Origin of the sequence: Streptomyces sp. NPDC059695 (assembly GCF_042733785.1) — a bacterium.
In the GTDB taxonomy this organism is placed as follows: Bacteria; Actinomycetota; Actinomycetes; order Streptomycetales; family Streptomycetaceae; genus Streptomyces.
This window is the reverse complement of sequence record NZ_JBHWFF010000003.1, coordinates 72,547-99,479: the sequence shown is the minus strand read 5'-3', so window position 1 is coordinate 99,479 and position 26,933 is coordinate 72,547. Positions and strand designations below refer to the sequence as shown.

General features: G+C 70.1%; 22 protein-coding genes. 10 read left to right on the top strand and 12 right to left on the bottom strand.

Annotation, left to right across the window (positions count from 1 at the left end; genetic code table 11):
• Positions 1 to 165 precede the first annotated feature (165 nt).
• The 4 genes from cseB to ACFV2S_RS05635 all read left to right on the top strand — a co-directional run bounded on the left by cseB (position 166) and on the right by ACFV2S_RS05635 (position 4,504).
• A complete protein-coding gene (gene cseB / locus ACFV2S_RS05650; RefSeq protein ID WP_385554534.1) occupies positions 166 to 882 on the top strand; it encodes a two-component system response regulator CseB in 717 nt (238 codons plus the stop codon).
• Positions 879 to 2,138, top strand: a complete 1,260-nt coding sequence (locus ACFV2S_RS05645; RefSeq protein ID WP_385554532.1) for a sensor histidine kinase — start codon at positions 879 to 881, stop codon at positions 2,136 to 2,138. Before cseB ends, ACFV2S_RS05645 begins: the two co-directional genes overlap by 4 nt.
• A gap of 327 nt (positions 2,139 to 2,465) precedes the next feature.
• A complete protein-coding gene (locus tag ACFV2S_RS05640) occupies positions 2,466 to 3,419 on the top strand; it encodes a D-alanyl-D-alanine carboxypeptidase family protein (RefSeq protein ID WP_385554530.1) in 954 nt (317 codons plus the stop codon).
• Positions 3,416 to 4,504, top strand: coding sequence for an endonuclease/exonuclease/phosphatase family protein (locus ACFV2S_RS05635; protein ID WP_385554528.1), 1,089 nt, complete (start codon positions 3,416 to 3,418; stop codon positions 4,502 to 4,504). The genes ACFV2S_RS05640 and ACFV2S_RS05635 overlap by 4 nt, the downstream gene beginning before the upstream one ends.
• 517 nt (positions 4,505 to 5,021) lie before the next feature.
• Here ACFV2S_RS05635 and ACFV2S_RS05630 read toward each other — a convergent pair.
• The gene (locus tag ACFV2S_RS05630; RefSeq protein WP_385554858.1) at positions 5,022 to 9,398 is read right to left on the bottom strand and encodes a hypothetical protein; all 4,377 of its coding nucleotides are present in this window, start codon (positions 9,396 to 9,398) and stop codon (positions 5,022 to 5,024) included.
• A gap of 737 nt (positions 9,399 to 10,135) precedes the next feature.
• On the opposite strand from ACFV2S_RS05630, the gene ACFV2S_RS05625 reads away from it, so the two are divergent.
• The 3 genes from ACFV2S_RS05625 to ACFV2S_RS05615 all read left to right on the top strand — a co-directional run bounded on the left by ACFV2S_RS05625 (position 10,136) and on the right by ACFV2S_RS05615 (position 11,913).
• Complete coding sequence (locus ACFV2S_RS05625) at positions 10,136 to 10,561, top strand: class I SAM-dependent methyltransferase (RefSeq protein ID WP_385554526.1); 426 nt, start codon at positions 10,136 to 10,138, stop codon at positions 10,559 to 10,561.
• 104 nt (positions 10,562 to 10,665) lie between these two features.
• On the top strand, positions 10,666 to 11,100 hold the full coding sequence (locus tag ACFV2S_RS05620) for a hypothetical protein (protein ID WP_385554524.1): 435 nt from the start codon (positions 10,666 to 10,668) through the stop codon (positions 11,098 to 11,100).
• Between the two features lie 42 nt (positions 11,101 to 11,142).
• Positions 11,143 to 11,913: a transposase gene (locus ACFV2S_RS05615; protein WP_385554522.1), complete on the top strand. Its 771-nt coding sequence runs from the start codon at positions 11,143 to 11,145 to the stop codon at positions 11,911 to 11,913.
• A gap of 627 nt (positions 11,914 to 12,540) precedes the next feature.
• On the opposite strand, the gene ACFV2S_RS05610 is transcribed toward ACFV2S_RS05615, so the two are convergent.
• Both ACFV2S_RS05610 and ACFV2S_RS05605 read right to left on the bottom strand, forming a co-directional pair.
• Entirely contained in the window at positions 12,541 to 13,230 is a 690-nt protein-coding gene (locus tag ACFV2S_RS05610) for a DUF4328 domain-containing protein (protein WP_385554520.1), read from the bottom strand.
• A gap of 192 nt (positions 13,231 to 13,422) precedes the next feature.
• Positions 13,423 to 14,112, bottom strand: coding sequence for a DUF6000 family protein (locus tag ACFV2S_RS05605; protein ID WP_385554518.1), 690 nt, complete (start codon positions 14,110 to 14,112; stop codon positions 13,423 to 13,425).
• Positions 14,113 to 14,904: 792 nt separating this feature from the next.
• Between ACFV2S_RS05605 and ACFV2S_RS05600 the strand changes: the two genes are divergently transcribed.
• Complete coding sequence (locus ACFV2S_RS05600; protein ID WP_385554516.1) at positions 14,905 to 16,095, top strand: FG-GAP-like repeat-containing protein; 1,191 nt, start codon at positions 14,905 to 14,907, stop codon at positions 16,093 to 16,095.
• Here ACFV2S_RS05600 and ACFV2S_RS05595 read toward each other — a convergent pair.
• Entirely contained in the window at positions 16,082 to 16,552 is a 471-nt protein-coding gene (locus tag ACFV2S_RS05595; protein WP_385554514.1) for a hypothetical protein, read from the bottom strand. The genes ACFV2S_RS05600 and ACFV2S_RS05595 overlap by 14 nt on opposite strands.
• Positions 16,553 to 17,317: 765 nt before the next feature.
• Here ACFV2S_RS05595 and ACFV2S_RS05590 point away from each other — a divergent pair.
• Complete coding sequence (locus ACFV2S_RS05590) at positions 17,318 to 18,535, top strand: 2-isopropylmalate synthase (protein ID WP_385554512.1); 1,218 nt, start codon at positions 17,318 to 17,320, stop codon at positions 18,533 to 18,535.
• The gene (locus tag ACFV2S_RS05585) at positions 18,532 to 19,221 is read left to right on the top strand and encodes a hypothetical protein (protein WP_385554510.1); all 690 of its coding nucleotides are present in this window, start codon (positions 18,532 to 18,534) and stop codon (positions 19,219 to 19,221) included. The genes ACFV2S_RS05590 and ACFV2S_RS05585 overlap by 4 nt, the downstream gene beginning before the upstream one ends.
• A gap of 461 nt (positions 19,222 to 19,682) precedes the next feature.
• On the opposite strand, the gene ACFV2S_RS05580 is transcribed toward ACFV2S_RS05585, so the two are convergent.
• From ACFV2S_RS05580 to ACFV2S_RS05545, 8 genes are all read right to left on the bottom strand, one after another.
• A complete protein-coding gene (locus tag ACFV2S_RS05580) occupies positions 19,683 to 20,237 on the bottom strand; it encodes a dihydrofolate reductase family protein (protein ID WP_385554508.1) in 555 nt (184 codons plus the stop codon).
• Between the two features lie 62 nt (positions 20,238 to 20,299).
• Complete coding sequence (locus ACFV2S_RS05575; protein WP_385554856.1) at positions 20,300 to 21,001, bottom strand: helix-turn-helix domain-containing protein; 702 nt, start codon at positions 20,999 to 21,001, stop codon at positions 20,300 to 20,302.
• A gap of 14 nt (positions 21,002 to 21,015) precedes the next feature.
• Entirely contained in the window at positions 21,016 to 21,141 is a 126-nt protein-coding gene (locus tag ACFV2S_RS05570; protein WP_385554506.1) for a hypothetical protein, read from the bottom strand.
• Positions 21,142 to 21,448: 307 nt separating this feature from the next.
• Positions 21,449 to 22,234 (bottom strand): enoyl-CoA hydratase, encoded by a 786-nt coding sequence (locus tag ACFV2S_RS05565; RefSeq protein WP_385554504.1) that lies wholly within the window; start codon positions 22,232 to 22,234, stop codon positions 21,449 to 21,451.
• A complete protein-coding gene (gene mmsB, locus ACFV2S_RS05560; protein WP_385554503.1) occupies positions 22,231 to 23,151 on the bottom strand; it encodes a 3-hydroxyisobutyrate dehydrogenase in 921 nt (306 codons plus the stop codon). Before mmsB ends, ACFV2S_RS05565 begins: the two co-directional genes overlap by 4 nt.
• A complete protein-coding gene (locus ACFV2S_RS05555; protein WP_385554501.1) occupies positions 23,148 to 24,215 on the bottom strand; it encodes an enoyl-CoA hydratase/isomerase family protein in 1,068 nt (355 codons plus the stop codon). Before ACFV2S_RS05555 ends, mmsB begins: the two co-directional genes overlap by 4 nt.
• The gene (locus ACFV2S_RS05550; RefSeq protein WP_385554499.1) at positions 24,212 to 25,363 is read right to left on the bottom strand and encodes an acyl-CoA dehydrogenase family protein; all 1,152 of its coding nucleotides are present in this window, start codon (positions 25,361 to 25,363) and stop codon (positions 24,212 to 24,214) included. The genes ACFV2S_RS05555 and ACFV2S_RS05550 overlap by 4 nt, the downstream gene beginning before the upstream one ends.
• Positions 25,360 to 26,859, bottom strand: a complete 1,500-nt coding sequence (locus ACFV2S_RS05545) for a CoA-acylating methylmalonate-semialdehyde dehydrogenase (RefSeq protein ID WP_385554497.1) — start codon at positions 26,857 to 26,859, stop codon at positions 25,360 to 25,362. The genes ACFV2S_RS05550 and ACFV2S_RS05545 overlap by 4 nt, the downstream gene beginning before the upstream one ends.
• Positions 26,860 to 26,933: the final 74 nt, after the last annotated feature.

The window sequence follows — 26,933 nt, the reverse complement described above, 5'->3', positions numbered from 1 at the left end:
CCGTGTCCGTACCCGCTCGGATGTGTGTCGGCCACCGCGCGGTGGTGTATCAGGCGCGTATCAGCCCAGGTCGGAGGCGTGCCGACAGCCCTCCGGCGGCGCCGGGGGCGCTGGAGGGTGAGGCATGATGGAGGGCCTGCCCTGCCCCGTGCCCGAGAGATGTCCATGTCTGATTCCGTGTCGACGCCCGCGCCCGTGACCGTCCTGCTCGTCGAGGACGACGAGGTGATCCGGCGGTCCGTCGCGATGGCCCTGGAGCGCTACGGCTACCGCGTGCTCGTCGCGGCCGACGGGCTGACCGGGCTCGAACTCTTCCGGGAGGGGCGGCACGACCTGGTGCTGCTCGACGTGATGCTGCCGGGCCTGGACGGCATCGGGCTGTGCCGGCGCATCCGGGAGACGGCCACGGACCCGATCCTGATGATGTCGGCGCGCGGCGACGCCCTCGACGTCGTGTCCGGCCTGGAGGCCGGGGCCGACGACTACGTGGTGAAGCCCGTCGACACCGCCGTCCTGGTGGCGCGCATCCGTTCGCTGCTGCGCCGGGCCGCCTTCGTTTCCCCGGTGCCCGAACCTGCCGGCACCGCGGGGCCGACCGGCCCGCTGCTCTTCGGCGACCTCTCCCTCGACCCCGCGGCCCTGGAGGTCCGCAGGGGCGGCGAGCGGATCGCGCTCGCCCCGACCGAGCTGCGGCTGTTGCTCGAGTTCGCCGCGCACCCCGGGATCGTGCTGGACCGTCAGACCCTGCTGCGCGAAGTGTGGGACTACGGCTGGGACGGCGACACCCGGGTCGTCGACCTGTGCGTGCAGCGACTGCGCAAGAAGATCGGCGCCGAGCGCGTCGAGACTGTCCGGGGCTTCGGCTACAAGTGGAAGCGGTGAGCCGCGGCCCCCGGGGAGGTGTCAAGGGTCTGATACCCCACTCCCGCTCGCTGCGTTGGAAGATCGTCCTCCTGGTGGCGCTCGCCTGTGCCTCGATGGCGCTGACGGTCGGCGTGCTGGTGCACGACTCGGTGCTGCGGCGCTCCATGCACGAGGGCGCGGGCAGGGCCCACATGGCGCTGACGACGGCCTTGGAGGATGCCTCGGCCGCAGGTGAGGAAGGGCCCCGGGTGTCCCCCGGGGAGCTGCCCGAAGCCCTGCTGTGGCAGGTCGAGCACGGCGGCGAGGCCACGCTGTACGAGAACGGGCCCCCGGCCCCCGTCTTCTGGGCGGCCCGTCGCGAGGGCGGCAAGCTGTACGCGGTCGAGGTCGACATGACCGCCGACCTGCTGACCCGGCAGGCCCTGGACCGTCACATGTGGAAGTACTCGCTGCTCACGCTGGGCGTCGTCGTCCCCGCCACGGCCCTGGCGACGGAGCTCCCCGCCCGGCGGCTGCGCCGGGTGGCCCGCACGGCCCGGCGCATCACGGCGGGCGACCTCGACGCCCGGACGGGGACGGTCCGCGGGGGCGACGAGGTCGCCGAGATCTCGGCCGTGGTCGACTCGATGGCCGACAGCCTCCAGCAGCGGATCGACACCGAGCAGCGCTTCACCGCCGACGTCGCACACGAGCTGCGCACCCCGCTGATGGGCCTGGTCACGTCGGCGGAACTGCTGCCCGAGGGCGAGGTGACGGACATGGTCCAGAGCCGGGTGCGGGTGCTGCGCGACCTGGTGGAGGACCTCCTCGAGGTCTCCCGGCTCGACGCGGGCGCCGAGACGTCCCAGCGGGGACCGGTCGACCTGGCCGCCCTCGTCCGGGACTCGGTGGCGCGGACGGGCCTCGCGGCGCGGGTGACCGAACGGGATGCGGCCGTGGTCGAGTCGGACCCCCGGCGCCTGGACCGGATCGTCTCCAACCTCGTCGTCAACGCCCACCGGCACGGCGCGGGCCGGGTGGAAGTCGCCGTCGCCGGCAGGACGGTGACCGTCCGGGACCACGGCCCCGGCTTCCCGGCCGACCTGCTGTCCCACGGCCCCCAGCGGTTCCGGACGGGCTCGGCCGAGCGGGGGCACGGGCACGGCCTGGGCCTGACGATCGCGTCCGGCCAGGCGAGGGTGATCGGGGCGACCCTGGACTTCGCCAACGCCCGGGACGGAGGGGCGGTCGCGACCCTGAGCCTGCCCCAGGACGGGACACCGTCCGAGGTGTGACCCCGTCCCCGGGACGGCCCGCCGGCGGGTGGCCCGGCTGCACCGGAACGGCCTGCCCGCCGGCGCACGGCCCTCGCCGTCCCGGGACGGTCGCCCGTCGGCACGTTCCCGCCCCTCGGGCACTCCCTCCGCATCGCCCTGCCGGACCCCGCCCCGCCGATGCGTCGAACTCGCCGGCCAGCGCGCGTCCGCTCGCCGCCGCCCCGTTGATACACGACCGATGGGTTCCCGAGCGCGGGCCGCGCTCTCCCCACCGTGGGGCGGAGACCTCGTCCCCGGAGTCTTGCTGCCGTACCGATCCCGTACCGCAGCCCCTGGAGGCGGCCCGTGTCCCTGCCCCGCACCCCCCGTCACCGCCTCGTCGGCGGTGCCCTGTCCCTGGCCCTGCTGACGGCCCTGGGCATCGCCGTCGCCTCGCCCTCCGGCGCGCCTCCGACGACGGGAGACGAGCGACTCCCGGTTTCCGACATCGGCCCGCTCCCGTGGCCGCGGGACGGCCAGAGCGCCGTCGAGCTCGAAGGGACCGGTTCGCTGGGCGAGCGGGGCGAGCGACGGCCCGTACCGATCGCGAGCCTGACGAAGGTGATGACCGCCTACGTCATCCTCGAGGAGCACCCGCTGCGGCCTGACGAGGAGGGCCCCCTGATCACTGTGGATCGGACGGCCGCGCACGAGGCGGGGGTCGGCGGCGAGTCGACCGTCCCCGTACGGCCTGGCGAACGCTACTCCCAGCGCCGGCTCCTGGAACTGCTCCTCATCCCCTCCGGCAACAACGTCGCCCGCCTGCTGGCCCGCTGGGACTCCGGCAGCCAGGCGGCCTTCGTGGCGAAGATGCGGCGCGCCGCCGGACGCCTCGGCATGAAAGATACGGTCTACACGGGGGCGAGCGGCATCGAGCCGACGACCACGAGCACCGCGGCCGACCAGGTGCGGCTGACGCGGGCCGCGATGGAGGACCCGGTCTTCCGGGCGATCGTGGCCACCCGCGAGACCACCGTCCCCGGCCTCGGGACGATCACCAACACCAATCCCCTCCTGGACACTCCGGGCGTCCTCGGTGTGAAGACCGGCTCCAGCACCCCGGCGGGCGGGAACCTCCTGTGGGCCTGCGAGGTGCGTGTCGGCGGTGCGCCCCGGCTGCTGGTGGGCGCCGTCCTGCACCAGCGGGCGAACACGACGCCCGCCGAGGGGCTCCGGGCCGCCGTCGACGCCAGCCGTGGCCTGCTCACCGCCGTCCGCGACCGGCTGGCCGCCGCCGGAACGGAGGGCGGGGGACGATGACGGCGACGACACGCCCGGACCCCACTGCGGCGCCGGACGGCACGGCGGCACGGCCCCTTCCTTCCCCCGCGGGGGACGGCACGGCGGTCGGCCCGGACCACACTCCAGGAGCCTCGGACGGCGCGGCGGACACCGTGTCGCGCCGCCGGTGGTGGCGGCGCCGCGGGGCGGCGATCACGGGGTGCTCCGTACTCCTCGCGGTGAGCGTCGCGGGCCACGGGATTCTCCCCGGACTGCCCGGACGGCTGAGCAGCCTGGCCGAGACCCTGCTGCCCTGGAGCGCATTGGCCGTGCCCGTGCTGGTGGCCGCAGCCCTGCTGCGGCGGGCGCCGGTGGCAGCGGCGGTGGCCGTGGTGGTGCCGGCGGTGGCCTGGCTGGCGGCCTTCGGCGGAGCCCTCACCGATAAGACGTCCCCCGGTGGGGACCTCACGCTGGTCAGCCACAACGTCAACCAGGCCAACCCCGACCCCGAAGGCACTGTACGGAGCCTGCTCGCCGCAGGGGCGGACGTACTGGCGCTGGAGGAGCTGAGCCCGGCCACGGCGCCCGCCTACGAGCAGGCCCTGGCGGAGGCCTATCCTTACCACTTCTACCAGGGCACAGTGGGCCTGTGGAGCGTCCATCCGCTGAGCGACGCGCGGGCCGTGCCGATCATGCCGTGGACGCGGGCGATGCGGGCCACGGTGGACGCGCCCGGCGGGCCACTGGCCATCTACGTCGCCCACCTGCCGTCCGTCCGCGTGGGCCCGGCCGGATTCACCGCCGGGGCGCGCGACGAGGCGATGGGCCTGCTGGTGGCGGAGGTACGGGACGAGCCCGTCCGGCGCGTCGTCGTCCTGGGCGACCTCAACGGCTCCACGGACGACCGCGCACTGCGGCCCCTCACCGACCGTCTCGTCTCCGCACAGGCCGAGGCGGGCGCAGGCTTCGGCTTCACCTGGCCGGCGCGCCTGCCGGTCGTCCGGATCGACCAGATCCTTCTCGGGGGCGTCCGGGCCGCATCGGCATGGACCCTCCCCGCGACGGCCAGCGACCACCTTCCGGTAGCGGCCCGGATCCACCTCTCCCCGGACCTCGCTCCCTGATGATCCAACAGTGCTCGGCCGAATCCGGGTCCCGGCTCACTCGGCCGACCACCTCGTGGCGCGTTGGATCCCGGCATGCGCCGTGGCGACCTGTCGGCCCGCCCCTCGCTGTGTGCCAACTCGCCGCCGCCTCGCACCATCGGTCAGAGGTCCCCCGTGCCGACCAAGATCCGGGCCATACGCGGACCAGCCGCCTGCAGCTTGGCCGAATCGTGGCCGTTTCCAACAGTCAGCGGCTTTACGAGGCGTGTACCACCAGCACACGAAGAACCTGCTGGTGAGCTACTCACCGAAGAAGCCCGGGTTCTTCCAGAGGGCACGAGCGCGAGGCGCCTGGCCTGGGCTTCCGCCCGTCAGGCGCCTCACGCTCGCACCACAGGTGGAGGTGACGCGTCTACGCCGGACCTCCCAGTTCCTCCCGCGCGGGTCCCAGGCCTGACCAGCACTTCATCGGTGGCCGAAGGCCGTGCCGCCTGATCGGACGGCGGCACGGCCTTCGGTTGCGGGTCGACGACGGTCAGCGTCGGAAGGACTTCAGGAAGAGGGAGTCCCCGCTGTCCTGGTAGTTGTTGTTGACGCCCAGTCCTGAGGTGAAGCTGTTGTTCTCGTAGCCGGCCCAGTCCTGGATGGGGTTGGTGTCGATGGGCGGCAAGCTGCCGGTCCCGTAGTCGAGGTGTTTGAAGGAGCGCGGGGAGTCCTCGGCGGAGCCGAACTGGTAGGCACGGCCGCGGGTGGAGTAGGGCTGGTAGAGCGCGTAGGGGCCGTTCTTGGTGGTCTGTTTGGTCAGGTTGTTGTTGAAGAAGACGTTCTGGGGGCCGCTGGAGCCGGACCACTTGACGGCCTTGTTGCCGGCGCTCCAGTAGATCGGCCACCAGGTGCCCTTGTCGCCGACGCCTCCCTCACCGCCGCAGTTGGCGCTGCAGCTGCCGGAGGAGTGGTTGTAGGGGACGTGGACGGTGTTGTTGTCGAAGAGGTTGCGGCGTTCCCAGCCGCCGTGCAGGTTGAGGTCGGAGTCGAAGTCGTTGGCGAAGGCGACGTTCCCGGAGGAGGACCACTGGAAGGTGAAGTGGCGCAGGTTTCGCGTGGTGTTGAAGGCGTAGAGGGAGTCCCAGACGCGGGAGCCGCGCAGGTATCCGTTGCCGCCCTTGCCCTTGTTCCAGGAACCGTCGAAGTAGTTGTTCTCGATCTGGAGGTTCTTGGCGACTTCGGTGACGACGGGGTGGGAGCCGGTCATCGCGCCCTTGATTCCGCGGACCCAGCTGTTGGCGGCCCATTTGAAGACGATGCCGTGCATGGCGGCGTCGGGGGCGAGGTTGCCGTAGTTGTGGGTGGCGCAGTTGGCGGTCAGGTCGACGCACTGGGCGGTCAGGCTGTCCATCTGCTGGGTGAAGGTGAAGTCCTCGAACCCGACGTCCGTGATCATCTTGAGCGGGGTGACCTTGCTGGGGTAGGCGGGACCCCCCGAGGTGATGGGCGCGGAGCCGTCGGAGACGGAGTTCACGGGGACGTCGAACTCCAGCGGCTTGTCGATGGTGACGGTGCGTCGGGTGCCGTCGACGGAGGAGATGGTGAAGACCTGCTGGCGCATGTGCAGGTCCTCCAGGCTGCCCAGTTGACCGGCGGTGTCGATCTGCTGGCTCTGGTAGAACTTCATGCTGTTGGCCGCCCCGACCCACAGGTAGCCGCCCGGCTTGAAGACGGACATGTCGGCAGCGCCGTTGAGCTGGATGGTGCTGTCGCCCTCCCTTGCGGCGTATCCGGGGGTGGAGGAGTTCTCGGCGAGGGTGACGCCCGATTCCCAGTGCTGGTTGATGGATCCTTCGAACAGGTCCCGGCGGTTCTCCGGGATCGCGGAGAGGTTGCCGCACATGCGCTGGTGCTTGGCCGACACCTCTCGGGTCTGCACGCGGAACAGGCCGCGTCCGGGCCAGATCCAGCCGCCGGTGCCAGTGATGGAGCCGATCGTGCCCTGGCATACGTAGCGCATCGTGTCCTGGTCCCAGCGGCTGCCCTGGTAGAGGGTGTCGTACCTGGTCGCGCTGTCCGGCCGGAACGTGATCTTGGTGCCGCTGTCGGCTTTCGTGCCCTGGCCTCGGATGACGAGGTAGGAGGCGTCGACGGCCAGTTGCTTGCTGACCTCCAGGGTGCCCTTGGGCAGTTCGATCGAGGAGAGCTTCGTGGGCGAGGCGTTGGGGGTGCAGGTGGTGCGTATGTCGTCGATGGCCTTCTGGATGCCGGAGGTGTCGTCCTGGCCGTCGTCGGCCTTCACGTTGTAGTGGTCGGCCAGGGCCTGGGGAGTGATTCTGCAGCGCGGGTCGTTGGAGCGCTCCGCGGGGCCCGGCAGCCGTTGTCCGCCCCGGTAGCCGGCTTTGCTCCAGTCCGGCAGGTCACCGCCCAGACCGGTGCGGCGGTTGCCCTTGGCCAGGACCTGGCTGGTGTCGTCCAGGCCGCCGGGGACGGAGCCGGCACTGCCGGTGCAGCGTGAGGTGACCGGTCCGGTGTCGGGGTCGGCGAGGATCTTGGTGAGGCAGGCGGAGAGGGCCTGCTGGCCGAAGTAGTTGGGGTGAATCGCCTCCTGCTGGTGGCCTTGGGCCGTCCACGGGATGTCCGTGTCGATCAGGTACGGGACCCAGCGGATCCATTCGGCCTGTGCGGCGTCCAGGGGCGCGGTCGAGTTGTTGGCAGAGGTGGCCTGCTGGGTGGAGGTGGAGCACAGCTCGTGTCCGGCGAAGGCCTCCTGGACGTCCAGGAACGAGACGTTCGCCCGTGTGGCGGCCCGGCTCAGCATCGCGGTGATGTTCGCCATCACGTGGTCGCGGGCCCAGTCGCTGTCCTTGTCGAGGAACGGGCAGCCGCCCTTGGTGTAGCGCCCGTACTTTTCGAACGGGTTGGAGGAGTTCTCCGGGTAGCGGTACTCAGAGCTCTTGGGCAGCGGGTTCGGGTAGGACTGGAGCACGATCCGGTAGCTGTCGTCGGACTGCCCGGAGTCGCGCAGGACATCGCGGATCCCGGTCAGGCTCTTGACCACGTCCTCCTCGACCACGCCCAACGCCGCGTCGAAATCGGCCTGCTTGACGGCCCGGCAGCCGTTGTTGTTCACGGCCGGGGCGAGGTAGGCCTTGACGCACTCCTTCACGATCTCGGAGAACTGGAGGTCGTTGCCTCCGATCGACAGCACCACGGTGGAGACGTCACGGGTGGCGGTGAGGTCGCGCAGCTGCTCGATCTGCGGGCGCTCTCCCTTGAATGTGTTGGTCAGGACGCTGGCCGTGGTCGCCCCGGAACAGGCCAGGTTGACCCGGTCGACGGTTGCCGCGCCGGGCACGGTCACACCGTTGATCTCGGCGGAGTCCGACCGGTCGCACGCCGCGTCGGGCTTGGCGGCGTAGGAAGTGTCGCCGTACACCCGCGTGAGGTCGTGGGTGCAGCTGGTCTCGCCGGCATTGCAGCCCACGGCGGAGCGGTCCGTACCCCATACCGAGCCGTCGGCAGAGGCGTCCGCGTTACCGGCCCACCGGCCGGCCTCGCCCGAGATGTAACTGTCGCCCATCGACACCACCGTGGGTGTCGCCGTACAGGGATCGGGCTCCGGGCCGGGGAAGGGCGTCTGCCCGTCGGACAGGACGGAAGCGTTCAGCGCCGAGGCCACCGTCACGTTGCCGGCCGAGGACGGCTGGCAGCCCTTGAACAACCTCGTCTTCCACTTCCACGTGGGAGTCGCACCCTGAGACACGGCGCGAAGCCCCGAACCGACCTTCTGATTCTCCGGGGCGATCGTGAACCCCTGGGGGTTGACCAACTGACCGGAATCACTGTCGAAACGCCAGAGCTGGCTCTCCTTCTGGCCCGTCTGGCAATTCTTGTGAACGATCTTTCCGCTGCCGTCGGGAGCGATGGTGAGACACTTCAGGGATCTCTCGAGCAGGAGCAGTGAGTACTTCTTCCCGCCGATGTCGACCGCTCCGAACGGTGACAGGACCTGGCTCCCGTTCCTCGCACGGATGTTCTGCAGGACGAACGGGGCGTCCTCTCCGATGCTGTCGTCCTCCAGCCGGGCCTGGTCGACGCCGATCGTCCAGGAGGCGGAGTTCTCCGAGGTCCCACCCGTCAGCCAGTACGGAACTCCCGGATCGGCTCCGGCCTGGAGGCCGCCGAAGAACACCGGATAGTGGTCGCTATCGTGCGTGGTGTCGGACCGACCGACGATGTTCCAGTCGCTGAACAGCTGTGAGGCGACCATGTAGTCGTACCGCCCGCCGGTCCGGAAGGTGCGGACACCGGGGGCCGTGGAGTGCGTCACGCTGTTCGCGGGGAGATCGGCCATGGTTCCCGGCTCGCGGTTGTAGTCACCCAGGACCGCCCATCGCCCCGCACTCAGGGTTCCCGCCCGCCCTGCCACCGCGTTGACGAACTCGCTTCCGTTGGCCCCGCCGGGGGAGATCGCGTGAATGGAGCCGAAGGTAATGGCATCGGCACCGGTGCCGTCGACGATGACGAGCCCCGGGCGCGTATTACCAAATTGCGTCTCGACGATTTCCACGCTTTCCGGCCGACGGTGCGTCATGAACCCGAGACGGTACATCTGCGGCCGGAGGCTGTCCTCGACATAGGTGAGGTAGATGTCCGAACGGTAGCCCAGTCGGGAAGTCAGTATCTTCCTTTCGATCCGGTAGCTGGTGCCGGGGACCAGAATTTCTCCGTCGTTCACCACGTTTGCGGCCGAGATCGCGGACATCGGCATTTCCTGCAACGCAACGATGTCGTACCTGAGGGCGTAGTTGTAGGCGTTCTGCCAGGCCTTCGGCGTATGGGCCATGTTCCAGGACATCACCCGCTGCTCTCCGGGAACAACCGCGTGCGCGGGCTGGGCCAGGCCCACCAGGAAGCCGCCCATCAAGGCTGTGACGAGACCCAGTGACAGGAGTCGCCACAGGGTCAGAAATGAGACGGCGGGAGGTCTTTGACGGATCATTCGAATGTCACCCTAGGTTTTTGAATTGTCTGGCCCCCGATCCGGCTCCACCCTTTCTGCCTGCCTTGACTGAACACTCGGCGCTCCGGTGGTGCCATGATCACGGGAGCCGCAACCTATCGGGATCCGCTTGCGTTCTGGTTGCGTTCGACTAACAGCGGCTAACGCAATGAACAGCTGGACCACCATCTCTGCGCATCTCGGCTCGCCATCCGTGACGAATCGCGTCAGGGACTGCTCCGGCAGTTCGAGAAACTACCGCAGGCGCGGGTGCGTCCGGCAATGCTGTCCGCGTCCGGTAGATCGCTCCCCCCGGGCTGGCCACACAGGACAGGCCGACACCGTTCGAGCCGAAGGCCAGGCCACCGTTCTTCTGATCCATGCCGATCGACAGCTCCGTACGATCAACGCGGAAGGCCCCCTCGGGCCGCGCCCGCCCGCAGGAGGCCGCGATCCGGGTGAACGCAGTCCCACACGGTCGAGCAGGCGGTCTCCGCCCCGAGCTTCTGCTGAGGCCTGGTCAGAATGCGCTGCATGATGCGCCGGTGCTTGGAGAAGCTGACACAAAGGCGGAAGCAGCCTCCTCTGGGTGGAGGGTCGGCCACGGACCTGAGCGAAAAGCGGTCGCGCTCCTGACAAGAGGGCCATAGCGTGCGCGGGTGGACGTGGGAGATCCGAAGGAATTGGTCCGGCGCGGGTATGACGTGCTCTCGGAGCGCTATGAGCGGGCGTTTGGCAGCGAGACGAAGTACGGCGCGTGGATCGAGGAGTTGCTCGGCCGGCTCCCTGAGGCAGGCATTGTCCTGGACATCGGGTGCGGCAACGGTGTTCCCGTAGCCCGGTCGCTGGTGGCGGCGGGTCACCGCGTGACGGGCGTCGACATCAGTGAGGTCCAGATCCGCAGAGCCCGGGAGCTTGTGCCGGGCGCCGACTTCGTCCGGGCTGATGCCACGGCATTGGAGCTGTCCCAAGGGAGCTTCGACGCCGTCGTCTGTCTGTATGCCCTGATCCATGTTCCGGTGGAGGAACAGCCGCCCTGCTGGAGCGGATCGCGTCCTGGCTGCGGCCCGGAGGTTGGTTCCTGAGCACCACAGGACATCGTGCTTGGACCGGGACCGATGAGAACTGGCTAAGGCTTGTCCCGTATAAGCGCGTGAGCTGGGGCTTTGCCTGACGGTACGGTCGCTGGGTGGAGTCGAAGCGGTTGAACGAGTGCCCGTTGCACGGGGCCGGTGTGCGTCCTGATTACCTGGTCGGGCGGCGTCTTGAGCGAGTGCTTGCATCGTGGCACCGGTACGGTGCGGAGCCCCGGTCCGGCCCGCTGGATGTGTGGCTGATCGACAGCGAGGAGGCCGCCACCCACGTGACGACCGGGTCGGACTGGTGCCTGATCGTGGAGACATCGGTCCCCTTTCAGGGATACGAGATGGCGGAGTCCGGCCGCGTCGAGGTGGCGCCGGTTCACGGCGAGACCCCGTTCGTGGACCATCTCGGCGAGACGGTCCGGGCGGTACGCGAAGAAACGGCCCCGGACACCGGCCGGCTCGCGCTTGAGATCACCTTCGACTCCGGCCGTGTCCGGTGCGAGACCTGGTCCGGGGATCTGCGTCTGTCCAGCAAGTGATCAGCCCGCCAGTACCGGCGGGAGCCGTGTGAGGATCTCGCCGTGACTGGTGTGATCACGGCGTCGCAGCCGTCCTGGATAGCCCCCTTCGCCGGGCTGAGCACGCGCTGCTTCGGCAAGTTGGTGACGATGCTGCGGCGTGAAGGCGCGGACACGGTCCGCAGGGGCCGGCCGTGGAGCCTGCCACTGGAGGACCGGGTGCTGCTGGTCGCCGCGTACTGGCGTACCAACTTGACACTGCGCCAGCTCGCCCCGCTTTTCGGCGTATCCAAGTCCGCGGCCGATCGCATCATCAACCACCTTGGCCCCCTGCTCGCACACCGGCCCCGCAAGCGTTTCCGCAAGGGCACCGTGCTCATCGTGGATGGAACCCTGGTCCCCACCCGCGACCACACGGTGGCCGAGCAGTCCAAGAACTACAGGTACTCCACCAACCACCAGGTCGTCATCGACGCCGACACCCGGCTCGTCGTCGTGGTCGGCCAGCCCTTGCCTGGCAACCGCAACGACTGCAAGGCATGGGCGCTGTCCGGCGCGAAGGATGCCGTCGGGAACACAACGGTGATCGCTGACGGCGGCTACCGAGGCACCGGACTGATCATCCCGCACCGCCGCGACCCCGGGCAGAGTGAACTGCCCGCTTGGAAAGAAGAACACAACACCTCGCACCGCAAGGTCCGTGCCCGCGTCGAGCACGCCTTCGCCCGCATGAAGACCTGGAAGATCCTCCGCGACTGCCGCCTCAAGGGCGACGGCGTACACCACGCCATGAGCGGCATTGCCCGGCTGCACAACCTCGCCCTCGCTGGTTGACCGAGCAGTCCGAACAGCGGCCGGCCACATCCGCACCGACTCGAAGATCATTTACGGGACAAGCCTTAGGCGGTGGGGCCGCGATGTGGTGGAGTCACGCCGACGCCGAAACGAACCGAGCATGGCTCGTGCAGGCCGGTTTTGAAGTGGTCCACGAGGAGTTCGTGCCCGAAGGCGACAAAGGCCACGTCCTGTTCTGGGCTCGACGCTCTCTGGAATGACAACGGCGAGCCGAGAGAAGTGGGCGGCGACACCGACCCCCTGATCGGGTGAGGTTCCGGCCGATGATCAAGGTAGAGGGCCGACGCGCTCGACATTCAGCGCGCGCCGATAGGTGATGACACAGCAGGCCAGCTTCAGGAAGGCTTCCTGGATGTCGTTTCGCAGGCTATCTGGTGCCGACGGTGACAACTCATGAGCCTCGGCACAGCTGAGCGTGGGGCAAGGATACGGGGGTGGTCCGGGTGCTCGGGCAGGTCGGGTGAGGCGGACTGGGAAGGTATCCGGTCGGCGCGGGCGGTGACGGTCTTCCGGGTGATCGCGAGGTGTTCGAGGTGGGTCTCGGCCTCCCGCAGCCGACCGTGCAGTTCAGGTCGGGCAGCCTGCGCTGGGACGAGGGCCGCTTCGTCAACGGCCGGCTGCGACCTGCATGCGCGTCAGCCGGACGACGAAGTACCCTGCCGCGCCAGCCGCGACGACGTTCAGCGCGTCCCCCACCATTCCCAGAGTCACGGCGTCCAGCACCGCGGCAAGACCGTCGGCCCGCTGATGGCTCAGCCCCGCATACCAGCGGAGCAAGAGCGAACCGGCGAAGGTCCCCCACCAAAGGTTCACGGGCCAGAAGGAGGGACCGGATCCCGCACCACGGCCGGGCCCCCGCAGGCAGGCGGCCCACATCTCGACGGCGATGCGGTACGGCATCCACAGGAATGCCACGGGCACGAACCAGGCTCCGATCGCCCAGCCACTCCCCCACCTGAAGCCATCCGGCGCCAGAGCTCCGGTGGCGCGCCGCACTCGATGGAACCAGGTGACGAACACGGCGGCGCAGGCCATCAACGCCAGAAGGTAGAACCGGTCCACCTTCCTGAACAAGGCGTCCGCCGCTTCCAGCCCATCTTGTCGTGCGAACAGAAAGCCACCGTCCTTCCGTACCGCGATGTGCGTCCGGAACCCGGCGTACACGGCGAACAGATCACATACGGCAACACCCACGAGCAGCACACACACCGCGACAAGCAACGCCCGCCCGGGGCCGGGCATCCGGTCGGGCAAGGCCGGCCGTGGGCGCAGAGCGCCCAGAGGAGAAGAAGACATGGCGGTGTGACCCCCTACGGGCAAGGAACGGGAATATGCCCGCGGACCTGCGTGCAGAGGGAAGCTATGCCACGGACGACCTGTCCGTCCACGGCCAATCCCCGCACCGGGAGCAGCCGTGGGACGCCCCGACAGCCGCGCAACAGCGTGGCATCCACATCGCGTAGCTCGTGGAAAGGCGCCGGTACGGACTCAGCTGCGGGTCCAGCCGTTCGCGAAGTCGCATGTGAGGTCGGTCCACGCACGCAGATGCTCCGGCGCGAACGAGGAGGCGTCGGAGCTGCGCCGCTCCCCCACCCAGGTGTCCCAGGGGCCGTCGGGGGCGACGATCCGGTCGGCGTACGCCGTTCCGAGTTCCGCGTCCAGCCGGAGCAGTGCCCCGAGGGCCGCCGCCTGGTCGTAGTCGAGGTCGAGCCGGGCCAGGTAGCGGTCCAGATAGTCGACGAGGATCTCGGCGTCCGCGTGGCTTCCGAAGCGTGCAAGGGCGAAGCAGTACCCCGTACCTGCGAAGCAGACCTCGCTGTCCAGGAGCAGGGCGCCGATCCGTTCGCGGTACGAGGCCCGGCGGTCCACTCCGATCAGCCAGGCCGCCGTGAGCCGTGACCGCCATTCGTAGCCGAGCAGCGCATCCAGCTCGGCGTCGCTGATCGCCAGCGCGTCCCGGAGGATCCGGCGGACGAAGCGGCGCCGGCCCGGCCCTTCCGGCCGTGCGTAAAGGGCGGAGCCGATCTCCAGGTAACGCGGCCTGCCCCAGTACGTCGCCTTCACATACCGCCTCACGACGTGGCCCATACCGATGTCGCGCGGGTCGCACAGGGTCATGCGGCCTGTCCCGCCCGCCGCGTGGGCTTCGAGCCCCGTTGTCTGTCGGCGTTCGTTCATGGGGGCAGTCTGCCGGAACCGACCGCGCGGCAAATCGTGGAGGACCGGTTCAAAGGGCCAGGCCCGTCCGACGCCCGCTGTGCGGCATGTCGTGAGGGGGAGGGACCTTCAGTGGGTGCAGCTTGTCCTTGACTTGCCAGCCACGGACAGACAGGAGCCAACCCGAGGGCAAGTACTTCCCCGGCAGACAGGACCCTCGGAGTGCAGGAGCCGCTGGTCAGAGTGAACACCTGGACGCGGTGCCGCGGGCGAAGCGGGCTCAGCCGCTGTTCAACGACGGCGGCACGCCCAAAGCGCCAGCCGCTTGCCCGCTACGAACCGAGGGGCGCGAAGCGGGGTTCGGCTCGCGGTGCGGAAGCTGTGGTGGCCTCGCCAGCACGGGACCGACCAGCCCGACTGGGCGGACAGCAGGGAACCCTTGGTCAGCCAGAAGGCCCCGTCGGCTACCGCCGCTGCTCCGGCCTTCCCACGGCCTGAGCCTGTTCCGCTGTACATCGAAGCACATCAAACCCATGGACTCCGCGATGGCGCCGCGACGGCCGCCGCGTAGGCCGACGCCCCCCGCTTTCGCCCGCTTCCGGGTCTCCGCCATCGCGTGAAGCCAGCGCCTCCCTCGGCCACCGGGGGAACCGCCTCGCTCCGGACCCCGGGCCGGCGCTGATCAGCGCACGGTGGCAGACACGCGGTCGGGTGGCCGGTGAGGACCTACCGCCTCGCGTCCTGATGCTCTGGGATATCTTCCTGGCGCGGCACGTCGAGACTCTTCTCCGTGCCGCGTATGGGAGGGAATCTATGCGCAACACTCTGCTTCAGCGCGCGGCCGCGGTGGTCACGACGCTGGGGCTCACATCGCTGGGACTGTTCGGGGCGGGAGCGGCGCCCGCGCAGGCGGCGATCAGTGACTGTCCCCGCGGCTACTTCTGTGGCTGGGCGAACGACGGCGGCACGGGCTCGATGTTCAAGACGAGGACGAGCGTCGCCACGATGGGGAGCTGGGACAACAAGATCCGGATGCGCATCAACCGCACCGGTTTGAACGCCTGCATGTACGACCAGTCGAACTACGGACACGTCAACGGGTACTCGTGGGACACCCCTGCCCAGGACTATCCGACCACCGGCGGCCCCGCTGACATCAGCTCGATCAAGCTCGTCCCCACGGTGCGCGAGTGTGAGACGAAGGCGTATCCCTACTGGGAGGCGGCGACGTCGCCGAAGGCCGCCGGGTTCGGGGACATGAACGGCGACCGGCGCGCGGACGCACTGCTCCGTGACGAGGCCGGGCGTCTGTGGTTCATGCCCGGCAACGGCACTGGTCGCCTCATCGGTTCCGGCGGCTGGAACGCCATGAACGCCCTCGTGCGGCACGGTGACTTCAGTCGCGACGGCCGCGAGGACGTCATCGCCCGCGAGAAGTCCACCGGCAAGCTCTGGCTCTACCCGGGCACCGGCAACGGGGGTGTCGGCGCGCGCAAGCTCTTCGGCTCCGGCGGCTGGAACACCATGGGGCTGCTCGCCGCGTTCGGCGACCTGTCGGGCGACGGCCGCTCCGACCTCCTCGGCGTGGAGAAGTCCACCGGCAAGCTCTGGCTCTACCCCGGCACCAGCGGCGGGGCCCTGGGTGCGCGCAAGATCATCGGCGGCGGCTGGAACACCATGAACGCCCTCGTCGGCGCCGGTGACCTGACCGGCGACGGCCGGGCCGATCTGGTGGCCCGGGAGAAGGCCACAGGGAAGCTGTGGCTCTACCCCGGCACCTCGACCCGGACCCTCGGTGCCCGCAAGCTCATCGGCACCGGCGGCTGGAACGCCATGGACTACATCCTCGGCGTCGGCGACACCTCCGGCGACGGACGGCCCGACCTGGAAGCGTCCGACGGCTTCTCGCTCTACCAGTACCAAGGACTCGCCACGGGCGGTCTGCGTAAGGTCGACCATGACAACGGATCCTGGTGGGCGCTGGAAGACGCTACCGCTTTCTGATCCGTCCTCGAACGGCTTGGCCACCCCCGTGCGCCCCGCTCGGGAGGCGCCCGGCCTGCATCACACAGGTGCCTGGGCAGACCGCAGGAACGGCCTGCCCAGGCCCAGCCAACTCGATGCAGCGCGATCCAGCGCACAGGACCGCGGCCTCCTCGGCGGTAACGCCGTTGCTGGCCGTGACCTCACCCTGCGTTGCGGACTCGAACCATGCCGCCGCACCAGGGTTGATCCCGTCGTCATAGACATGGGGGTCAACCGTCGAAGGATCGGTGTAGGCGCCGTTGTACCAGCTGTTGTTGCGACGGCGGAACGACTCCTGATCGTCCGAGAGCCTTCCCTCCCTCGCCAGATTGTTGACGAGCCCGAAAACACCGGTGAAGTGACCCCGGGCATTCCGGTGCAGAGATTCAAACCGCACGTACTGGACGGCCTCGTCGCCGCGATCGCTCATCCCCATCGGCACATCCTTTCACCCCTCTCCGCCCTCCCCGAGGCCCGCTTCCCTCGCCAGTCCGTGGCGCCGTCCAGGGCCTCGTCTTCTCAGGGTGGTCCTCTGAGCGGCTCACACTCCTCAGCGGGTGTCTCCGGAGTTGCGAGAGAGGCACCGCACTCCGGGCCCGGGACCTTGCGGCTTCACCCCTTTCTACTGTGAGCCTGGACTTCGCGGGGCCCCTGAGAAGGGTGGGGCCGAGGGCCAGGTCTGCTCCTTTCGCCGCAACTACCTGACTTCCGTTCCAGGGGTCGACCTGCTCGCCGAGCTGGATGCCTCCTTCGCGGAGTTCGAGCGGGTGGAGGAAGGCCGGCGCATCGGGATGCGGATCCACACCATCGGGCAAGACATCCTCCATCCACGGACGCACCGAGATCGCCCCTCACCCCCGGCTCACCGCCCCGTCCCCCGTACCGGAAGAGAGTGGCGATCGACGCGGACGGCCGGCTCCTGCGCTTCCAGGCACGACTCGGCGCCGAGGTCGAGCGGGCCACCGCCGAACTCCGCCCGACCCACCCGCCAGACCTCTTCCCGCCCTTCCGGAACTGCTCGCACAACCGACGCTCTCCGTGGACCGCGAGTGACGCGCCGAAAGGGCAGGCCCTACCGGTGAACGGGCAGGACCATCACTCGATCGGGTGATTCCGGCAGAGGGGGACAGGCGCGGGCCCGAGGGCAGGAGAACGTTTCCCCGTCGGACGGTGAGGTGTCCTGAGAGGGTGTGAGTACGGAGTGGATGTCGTACGGGAGTCGGCCCAGGCCGGACGGGTCGTGCTCTGGGAGGAGTCCGCCCGGGACGGCGCACAGGCCAAGACGCTCATGGGGGCCGATTTTCGAGTGCGGCTGGCCCACGCGACGGGCCGGATCTTCGGAGCCGACGGCCCACGGCACGTCGTGTTCGCCGCGGGCTTCCCCGCGGTGTGCGCCGAGGAGTTCGAAGCCGTACGCCAGGTCGCGGTGGAGGCCGAGGGCGCGGTGAGCGTGGCCGCGGTGTGCCGGGGCGTGGACCGCGACGTGGAGCAGGCCGTCGCCTCGGTGCGCGGCAGTCGGCACGCGCGGGTGATGGTCGTGGTGCCGGCGTCGGACGCCATGGCGCGGGTGATGGTCCACCAACCCGCTGCCCAGGCCCTCCAAGCCGCTACCGACCTGGTCAAACGGGCCCGGGACCAGGACGATTCTGTCGCGGTGGACATCTGCCTGGCGGACGCCTCCCGCGCCGACACCTCGCTGATGGCCCACCACGCCCAGGCCGTCACCGACGCCGGTGCCGGGCTGGTCGTCCTGGCCGACACCGTGGGCGCCCAACTGCCGGACAACTGCCGAGACATGTTCACCCACGTCCGGGCGGGATGCGGCCCAAACGTGGTCCTCGCCTCCCATCTGCACAACGACCTCGGGCTCGGCCTGGCCAACACCCTCCAAGCACTGGCAGCAGGGGTGCGAGTGGTCTCCGGATCCTGGCTCGGCATCGCGGAGCGGGCCGGCATGGTCGCCACCGAACAGCTTCTCTTCCTCCTGGCCCGCCACGGCGGGGAATGGCTCGGAGCGGACTCGGAACCATGGTGGACGGCCCCCGACCTCGCCCGACTCCCCCACATCGCACGCATGGTGGCGCGGGAGACAGGCGTGCCCCTCGGCGTCACCACTCCGATCGTCGGTACGGGCGTCGGCACCATCTCCACCGGCACGCCCTTCGTCCATCCGGAGTTGTTCCAGCCGTACGACCCGCGCGAGGTACTGGGGATCGAACCGCACGTGGTCCTCACCCAGCTCGCCAGCACGCGCGTCGTCACCGCCGTCGCCGCCCGCCTCGGCCACAGCCTCGACGCGGACCAGACCCGCGCCGCCATGCACTGGGCGAAGACCCGCGCATACCGCACGGGCGAAGCGGTCACCGACGACGCCACGTTCGCCGTCTACCTCGAAGGCCTCACCGGGAGCACCGCATGACAGCCGCCGACGGAGCCGCTCCCCACACGCCGGCGTCCCTGGCTCAAGCCCGGCGCGCCCTGCGCGACGGCAGTGCGGTGGTGCTCCCCAATCCCGCACCCCTCACCCACGTCGTCACCGCGACGACCGCGATCGCCGTCAACCAGGCCAAAGGCCGGCCCACTGACCAGTCTGTCGCCCTGTGGGCCCACCACGAGGACACCCTCGGCACCCTGAGCGGCCTGTGGGACCTGCCCCCGGACCGCCGCACGACGGCGGTGCGCCTGCTGGCAGAAGACCACCTCACCGTCCTCCTGCCGGTGCTACCCCACGTCCCGCTCCCCTCCTGGCTGGAGCCGGCCGTGAAGGACGGATGGATCCTGCTGTTCGGCGCTCGCTGGCAACCGCTGCGCCCCCTGCTGGACGACCACCCGGTGCTGTACGTCAGCAGCGCGAACCGCACCGGCCACCCACCAGCCGCCGACACCGGCGCGGCGCTCGCCATGTTCCCGCCCACGGTGCCCGTCCTTCACCTGACGGACGCCGAACACTCAGCCCCACAGACCAGCACGCAGGTACGACGGGCCACCACCACAGTCCGCATGACGTCCGACGGACAACTGCGTCTCCATCGCCACGGAGCCCAGGACCACGCCCACGGCGATGCCGACGCCTACCTGCGCCACCTGCGCACCCGTCACACCTGACGCGACGGAAGCCGGTCCCCGCTCCTGCGGACCCCTACCGGCCCACCCTCCTTCAATGAGCCACACTCACCGATCCGGCCGGGCAGGCGCCTCCCGCTCGTGGTGTGGCGGAGCCGGCCGTCGCGCAGGATGGACCGGTTCTCTGCGCCGTCTCGCGTATGACGGCGGTCGTTCCCGCTCACCGCTGCGGAGCAGTCCCGGATTCCCCCAGGGTGCACATGCCGCTCGACCCGCGCGAATCCGTCCGACCCGTTCGGTGGGGGTTGCTCGCCCCGGACCGTGATGCCCCGGACCGGGACCTCCGGACGCCCGGGCCCGAACACCGCGTCGAGGGCCTCGCGCAGCCGGTCGCCGGCCGTCGCGCGGCACGGTGGCACGGTGGCACGGAGCAGTCCGATGGCCTCGGGCCAAGCACTCAAGACCAGCGGCCTGCACACCGCAAAGGCCCCGCGGAGGACCTCTCAGCGCTCCGGTCGGTAGGTCGCGATGATCACTCCGCTGCTCGTGGGCCGGGCACTCACCAGCTTCAGCTTCTTCAGGGCGCCATCGTCGGCGAACAGCTTCTTGCGCCCTTCTCCGGCCACCACCGGGTGGATCAGCAGGACGAGTTCGTCCAGGAGGTCCAGCTCCAGCAGCGAGCGCACCAGCGTCGGGCTTCCCGCGACGGTGATGTTCTTCCCCTCGCCCGCCTTGAGCTCCTCGATCGCGGTCGCCAGCTCGCCACGGACGAGTGTGCTGTTCGCCCAGTCGTCGACGCTGTCCAGCGTGGAGGAGACCACGTACTTGGGCGAGTCGTTGATCCACTTGGCGAAGGCAGCGTCCTCCCCGCTGGTCACCGTCGGCCAGTACCCGGCCCACTCGGTGAACGTCACACGGCCCAGCAGGATCGCGTCGGCCGTCTCCAGCGTCTCGGCCAGCGCGGCGCCCATCTCCTCGTCGAAGGCGAACTGCCACTCGTTCGGCGACTGGGCGACACCGTCGAGCGAGACGAACAGACCGGAAACGACCTTGCGCATGATTCCTCCATGATGCGTACGGGTTTGTCGCTGCGTCAGGAAGGCTATGCGGGCGCCGAGGGCTAGGGCTTGTACAGAAGCGACAGCGGCTCGGACGTGTCCGGGGCGCTCAGCCGTGTGGCGGTGCGGCCGATGTACCGGGTGAGGGACCGTGCCAGGTGCGGCTGGTCGAAGTACCCCAGCCGGTGTACGACGTCCTGTGCCGGAACGCCTTCCTGGATGAGTACCGCCGCCTGGCGGGCACGGTGGATCTGCCGTACGGCGCCCTGGGTGAGGCCCGTCGCGGCGGCGAAACGCCGCTGGAGGGTGCGTGCGGAGACGTCGGGAACCGCCCCGTCGAGGACCGCGGGCACGATCGGGTCGCGGTCCACGATGCCCTCGCGCACCAGGCGCCGTACGAACGCCTCCGCATTGTCGTAATCGGGCACGTGCCACGCCGAGCCCTTCAGCCACACGGACCGCCGCGTCACGTCGGGAATCTCCGCGCCGCTTCCGACCAGCCGACTGATCGGTACGTGGGGCATCGAGGTACCGACGGCGAAGCTGATCCCGAAGAACGTGGCATCCTTCGGGACGAGTGCCGGGCCGGCCTCGGGCTCCGGGCCTAGTACCGCAGCTTGCGCCCGGCCGTCGTGCTCCCAGAAGACGAGCTCCCAGTGCGCGTTCGCGATCGACGTCATCCGCCCCACGTCGTCGCTTCGGCTGCGCCAGACCCGCTCGATGTACGGCAGCTCCGAAGGGCGACTCTCGATCTCCAGCCCCAACCGGATCCCCCCGCTCACCGCTGCTGCGTGAGCCGCCAGTCTGCCACGCCGTCCGAGACGTGGCAGAGACGGTCCGGGCCGGCGGTGACCGCGTCCAGCAGCTGGGCATTGGTCCCGGCGCCCCGGGCGCGGCTCGCCACGGCACGCTCTCTTACGGAGGGCTCGGCGTGAATCCGCTCCGGGCCCAGTCGGGCGTACGACGGCCTAACGGCGAGGGCATGGGTATCGTCGCCGGATTGCCTCGCAGGGATCGGTGCGCCGTCATGGGTGTGGTGAACGTGCCCCCCGGCTCCTTCTCTGACGGCGGCGGCTGGAGCCGTACTCGCGTCCGCCTCCTGACTTGCCGAAGCCACGGCCGTGGATCTCCGTCCCGTGCCCCGCGGTCGGTGACGGGAGGAGGCCGTCCCTCTGCCGTGGGCCGAGGGACGGCCGAGAGGCGGATCTCGGTCAGCGGTGGGTGAAGGCCGGGGCCCGCTTCTCCACGAAGGCCGACATGCCTTCCTTCTGGTCCGCCGTGGCGAACACCGCGTGGAACAGGCGTCGTTCGAAGCGGACTCCTTCCGCGAGGGTGGTCTCGAAGGCGCGGTTCACGGCCTCCTTGGCCATCATCGCGACCGGCTTCGACATCCCCGCCACGGTCTCGGCGACGGCCAGGGCCTCGGGGAGGAGGTCGTCGGCCGGGACGATACGGGAGACCAGTCCCGCCCGTTCGGCCTCGGCGGCGTCCATCGTCCGGCCCGTGAGACACAGCTCCATCGCCTTGGCCTTGCCGACGGCGCGGGTGAGGCGCTGGGAGCCGCCGATGCCGGGGATCACGCCCAGCTTGATCTCCGGCTGCCCGAAGACCGCCGTGTCGGAGGCCAGCAGGATGTCGCAGAGCATCGCGAGTTCGCAGCCGCCGCCCAGGGCGTAGCCGGAGACCGCCGCGACGGTGGGAGTGCGGAGGTCGCCGAGCCGGTCCCAGGCGGTGAACCAGTCGGTGATGTACATGTCCGTGTACCCCTGGGGTTGCATCTCCTTGATGTCCGCGCCGGCCGCGAAGGCCTTCTCGGAGCCGGTGATGACGACGCAGCCGATGTCCGGGTCCCGGTCGAGGGCCTCGGTGGCGGCCACGACCTCTTCCATGACCCGGAGGTTCAGGGCGTTGAGCGCCTTGGGCCTGTTGAGGGTGAGCAGGGCCGTTCGGCCGCCCGTACGCTCCACGGTGATCGTCTCGTAGTCGGTCGCGGTCATGCGGTGGTCGTTCCTTTCGGTGCTTCGGCGGCGGTGTCGCGCAGGGCGTGGACGATCCCGGAGAAGTCCTGTGCCGCTCCCGCCCCCTCGGCGAACGCGGCGTACATCTCGGCGGCCCGCAGGCCGAGCCCCGCATCGATGCCACCCGCGCGCAGGGCGTTGGCGGCGAGTCCCAGGTCCTTGGCCATCAGCGGGGCCGCGAAACCGGGCCGGTAGTCGCGGTTGGCCGGGCTGGCCGGTACGGGACCGGGGACGGGGCAGTTGGTGGTGAGTGCCCAGCACTGGCCGGAGGCGGTGGAGGCGACGTCGTAGAGCGCCTGGTGGGAGAGGCCGAGGCTCTCGCCGAGGACGAAGGCCTCGCTGACGGCGATCATCGAGATGCCGAGGATCATGTTGTTGCAGATCTTGGCGGCCTGCCCGGCGCCCGCGCCGCCGCAGTGCACGGCCCGCTTCCCCATGGTCGCGAGCAGCGGTTCTGCCTCGGTGAACTCCGCCTCTCCTCCGCCCGCCATGAAGGTGAGGGTGGCGGCCTCAGCTCCGACGACACCGCCCGACACGGGGGCGTCCAGGGCTCGGTGCCCGGCGGCCACGGCCGCGTCGTGGGCGGCGCGCGCGTCGGCGACGTCGATGGTGGAGCAGTCGATGAACAGGGTTCCAGGTCGGGCGGCCGCGAGGAGGCCCTCGTCCCGGTAGAGGGAGAGGACGTGGCGGCCCGCCGGCAGCATCGTGATCACGACGTCCGCTCCCGCAGCCGCCGCCCCCGCGGAGTCGGCGGTCTCCACTCCGGCCGCGGCAGCGGTCGCCAGGGCCGCGGGGACGAGGTCGAACCCGAGCACGCGGTGGCCGGCGGCGGCGAGGTGGGCGGCCATGGGGCCGCCCATGTGGCCGAGGCCGATGAAGGCGATGACGGTGGTCACCAGGGCACCTCCTGAAGCGGGTCGGGGGCTGTGAGCCGCAGCTCGCGGTCGACTCCGAGCGGGGTGAAGTAGCGGGCCACGTCCTCGTCGGTGACGCCCGTCAGCCGGGCCGGGGACCAGCGGGGGTCGCGGTCCTTGTCGATGACCTGGGCCCGGATCCCCTCGACCAGGTCGTGCGAGGTCAGCGCCGCGCACGAGACGCGGTACTCCTGTTCGAGGACCTTTTCCAGGGGTCCGAGCTCCCGGGCGCGGCGCAACGAGGTCAGGGTGACCTTGAGGGCGGTCGGCGACCTGGTGATCAGGGTGGCGGCGGCCTCCTTGGCGGCCGGCACACCGCTTCCGGCGAGGCGGTCGACGATCTCCTCGACCGTGTCGGCGGCGTAGCAGTGGTCGATCCACTCCCGGCGACCCGCCAGTTCACCGGGTGGTGCCTGGCCGACGTGCCCGGCCAGGGCGTCGTGCACGGAGGTCCGCTGGAGGTCCTCCAGCAGGCGGTCGAGTCGTTCGGACGGTACGAAGTGGTCGGCGAGCCCGCACAGCAGGGCGTCGGCGGCTCCGACGAGGGCCCCGGTCAGGGCGAGGTGGGTGCCCAGCTCGCCGGGCGCCAGGGCCAGGAGGTAGGTGCCGCCGACGTCGGGTACGAAGCCGATGCCGGTCTCCGGCATGGCGATGCGGGAGCGTTCGGTGACGATCCGTACGGTGCCGTGGGCGGAGACGCCGACGCCGCCGCCCATGACGATGCCGTCCATGAGGGCGACGTACGGCTTGGGGTAGCGGGCGATGAGGGCGTTGAGCCGGTACTCGTCCCGCCAGAAGTCCGCCGAGGCCGTGCCTCCCGCCCGCGCGTCCGCGTAGATGGCCCGGATGTCGCCGCCCGCGCACAGTCCCCGCTCCCCCGCGCCGGAGATCACCACCGCTTGGACGGCGGGATCGTCCCGCCAGGCGAGGAGCGCCTCCTCGATGCGCCGCACCATGGGATGGGTGAGCGCGTTCAACGCCTGCGGGCGGTTGAGGATCAGGCGGCCCGTCCGGCCCTCTGTGGTGACGAGTACGTCCTCGGTCATCGGAGGCTCTCCGTGAGGCCGCGGGCGACGATGACGTTCATGATCTCGTTGGTCCCTTCCAGGATCCGGTGGACCCGCAGGTCGCGGACGATCTTCTCGATGCCGTACTCGCTGAGGTAGCCGTAGCCGCCGTGCAGCTGGAGCGCCCGGTCGGCGACCGAGAAGCCCGTGTCGGTGGCGAACCGCTTCGCCATGGCGCAGAGTTGGACCGCCTGGGGGTCGCCGCGGTCGAGGGCCTCGGCGGCCTGCCGTACCAGCGCGCGGGCGGCCGTCAGTTCGGTGGCCATGTCGGCGAGCCGGAACTGCAGAGCCTGGGCGTCGAGCAGCCGGGCGCCGAAGGCCTCGCGGTCGGCGAGATGCGTGAGGCTGCGGTCGAGTGCGCTCTGGGCGCCGCCGAGGGAGCAGGCGGCGATGCCGAGGCGGCCGCCGTTGAGCCCGTGCATGGCGATGCGGAAGCCTTCGCCCTCGGTGCCGAGGCGCCGGTCGGCGGGGATCCTCACCGCGTCGAGGACGACCTGCCGGGTGGGCTGCGCGTTCCAGCCCATCTTGCGCTCGTTCGCGCCGAACGAGACGCCCGGGTCGCCGCGCTCCACGACGAAGGCGGAGATCCCGCCGGGGCCGGCCCCTCCGGTGCGGGCCAGGACGACGTACAGGTCGGAGGCACCGGCGCCGGAGATGAACTGCTTCACTCCGCTCAGGACGTAGTGGTCGCCGTCCCGCTCGGCCCGGGTGCGCAGGGCGGCGGCGTCCGATCCCGCGCCGGGTTCGGTGAGGCAGTAGCTGCCCAGGGTCTCGGCGGCACAGAGGCCGGGCAGCCAGCGGGCACGCTGGGCGGGGTCTCCGTACCGGTCGATCATCCAGGCGACCATGTTGTGGATGGAGAGATAGCCGGCGATCGAGGGGCAGCCGGTCGCCAGGGTCTCGAAGACGAGGACGCCGTCGGCCCGGCTCAGGCCGGAGCCGCCGCACTCCTCCCGTACGTACACGCCGCCGAGCCCGAGCGCGGCGGCGCGGCGGATGACGTCGACGGGGAACTGCTTGTCCTGGTCCCAGGTCACCGCGTACGGGGCGAGCTGTTCCTGGGCGAAGTCGAGGGTGACTTCGGCGAGGGCCAGTTGGTCCTCGGTGAGGGTGGTCACGGCGCTCATCCCATCGTCGGCATGGTGAAGCTCGCGCCTTCCTTGACCCCGGAGGGCCAGCGGGAGGTCACGGTCTTGGTGCGGGTGTAGAAGCGGATGGCGTCGGGGCCGTGCTGGTTCAGGTCGCCGAATCCGGACCGCTTCCAGCCGCCGAAGGTGTGGTACGCCACCGGGACCGGGATGGGGACGTTCACGCCGACCATGCCGGTGTTGACACGCCGGGTGAAGTCGCGGGCGGTGTCGCCGTCGCGGGTGAAGATGGCCACGCCGTTGCCGTACGGGTGCTCGCTCGGGAGCCGGAGCGCGGACTCGTAGTCGGCGGCCCGTGCCACGCACAGCACCGGGCCGAAGATCTCCTCCTGGTAGATCCGCATGGACGGCGTGACGCGGTCGAAGAGGGAGGCTCCCGCGAAGAAGCCGTTCTCGTGGCCGGGGAGGGTGAAACCCCTTCCGTCGACGACGAGTTCCGCACCTTCGTCGACGCCGATGCCGACGTACCGGTCGACCCGGTCCAGGGCGTCCTTGCTGACGAGGGGCCCGAAGTCGGCGTCCGGGTCGTCGGAGGTGCCGATGCGCAGGGAGACGATGCGCTCCTTCAGCCTCGCCACCAGCGCGTCGGCGGTCTCCTCGCCGACAGGGACGGCGACGGAGATCGCCATGCACCGCTCGCCGGCCGAGCCGTACCCGGCGCCGATCAGCGCTTCAGCAGCCTGGTCGAGGTCCGCGTCCGGCATCACGATCATGTGGTTCTTGGCCCCGCCGAAGCACTGGGCGCGCTTTCCGTGCGCGGCGGCGGTGGCGTAGAGGTGCGCGGCGATCGGGGTGGAGCCGACGAAGCCGAGGGCCTGGACGCGAGGGTTTTCGAGGAGGGTGTCGACGGCCTCTTTGCCTCCGTTGACCACGTTCAGCACACCGGGCGGCAGTCCGGCCTCCAGGAACAGCTCGGCGAGCCGCAGGGGTACGGAGGGGTCGCGCTCGGAGGGCTTGAGGATGAAGGCGTTTCCACAGGCCAGGGCCGGTGCGGCCTTCCACAGCGGAATCATCGCGGGGAAGTTGAAGGGGGTGATCCCGGCGACGACACCCAGCGGGCTGCGGAGCGAGTGCACGTCGATGCCGGTGCCGGCGTTGTCGGTGAACTCGCCCTTGAGGAGGTGCGGGATGCCCGCGGCGAACTCGACGACCTCCAGGCCGCGTTGGAGGTCCCCGTGCGCGTCGGCGACGGTCTTGCCGTGCTCGGAGGAAAGCAGCCGTGCCAGGGAGTCCCTTTCCGCCTCGACGAGTTGGAGGAAGCGCAGCAGGACGCGTGCGCGTCGCTGCGGGTTCCACCGGCCCCATTCCCGCTGGGCCTCCTCGGAGGCGGCGATCGCCGCCTCCGTGTCGGCGCGCCCGGCCAGGGGGACCCTGGCCTGGACGGCACCGGTGTTGGGGTCGTACACGTCGGCGAAGGAGCCGGACGTGCCGGCGGTGTGCTTGCCGCCGATGAAATGGGTGAGTTCGCGGACCATCGAAGCCTGCTCTCGTCAGGTACGGATCCGAGGAGGGCGCGGCGAGGACCGCGAGGACGGCACCGATCGGGGTG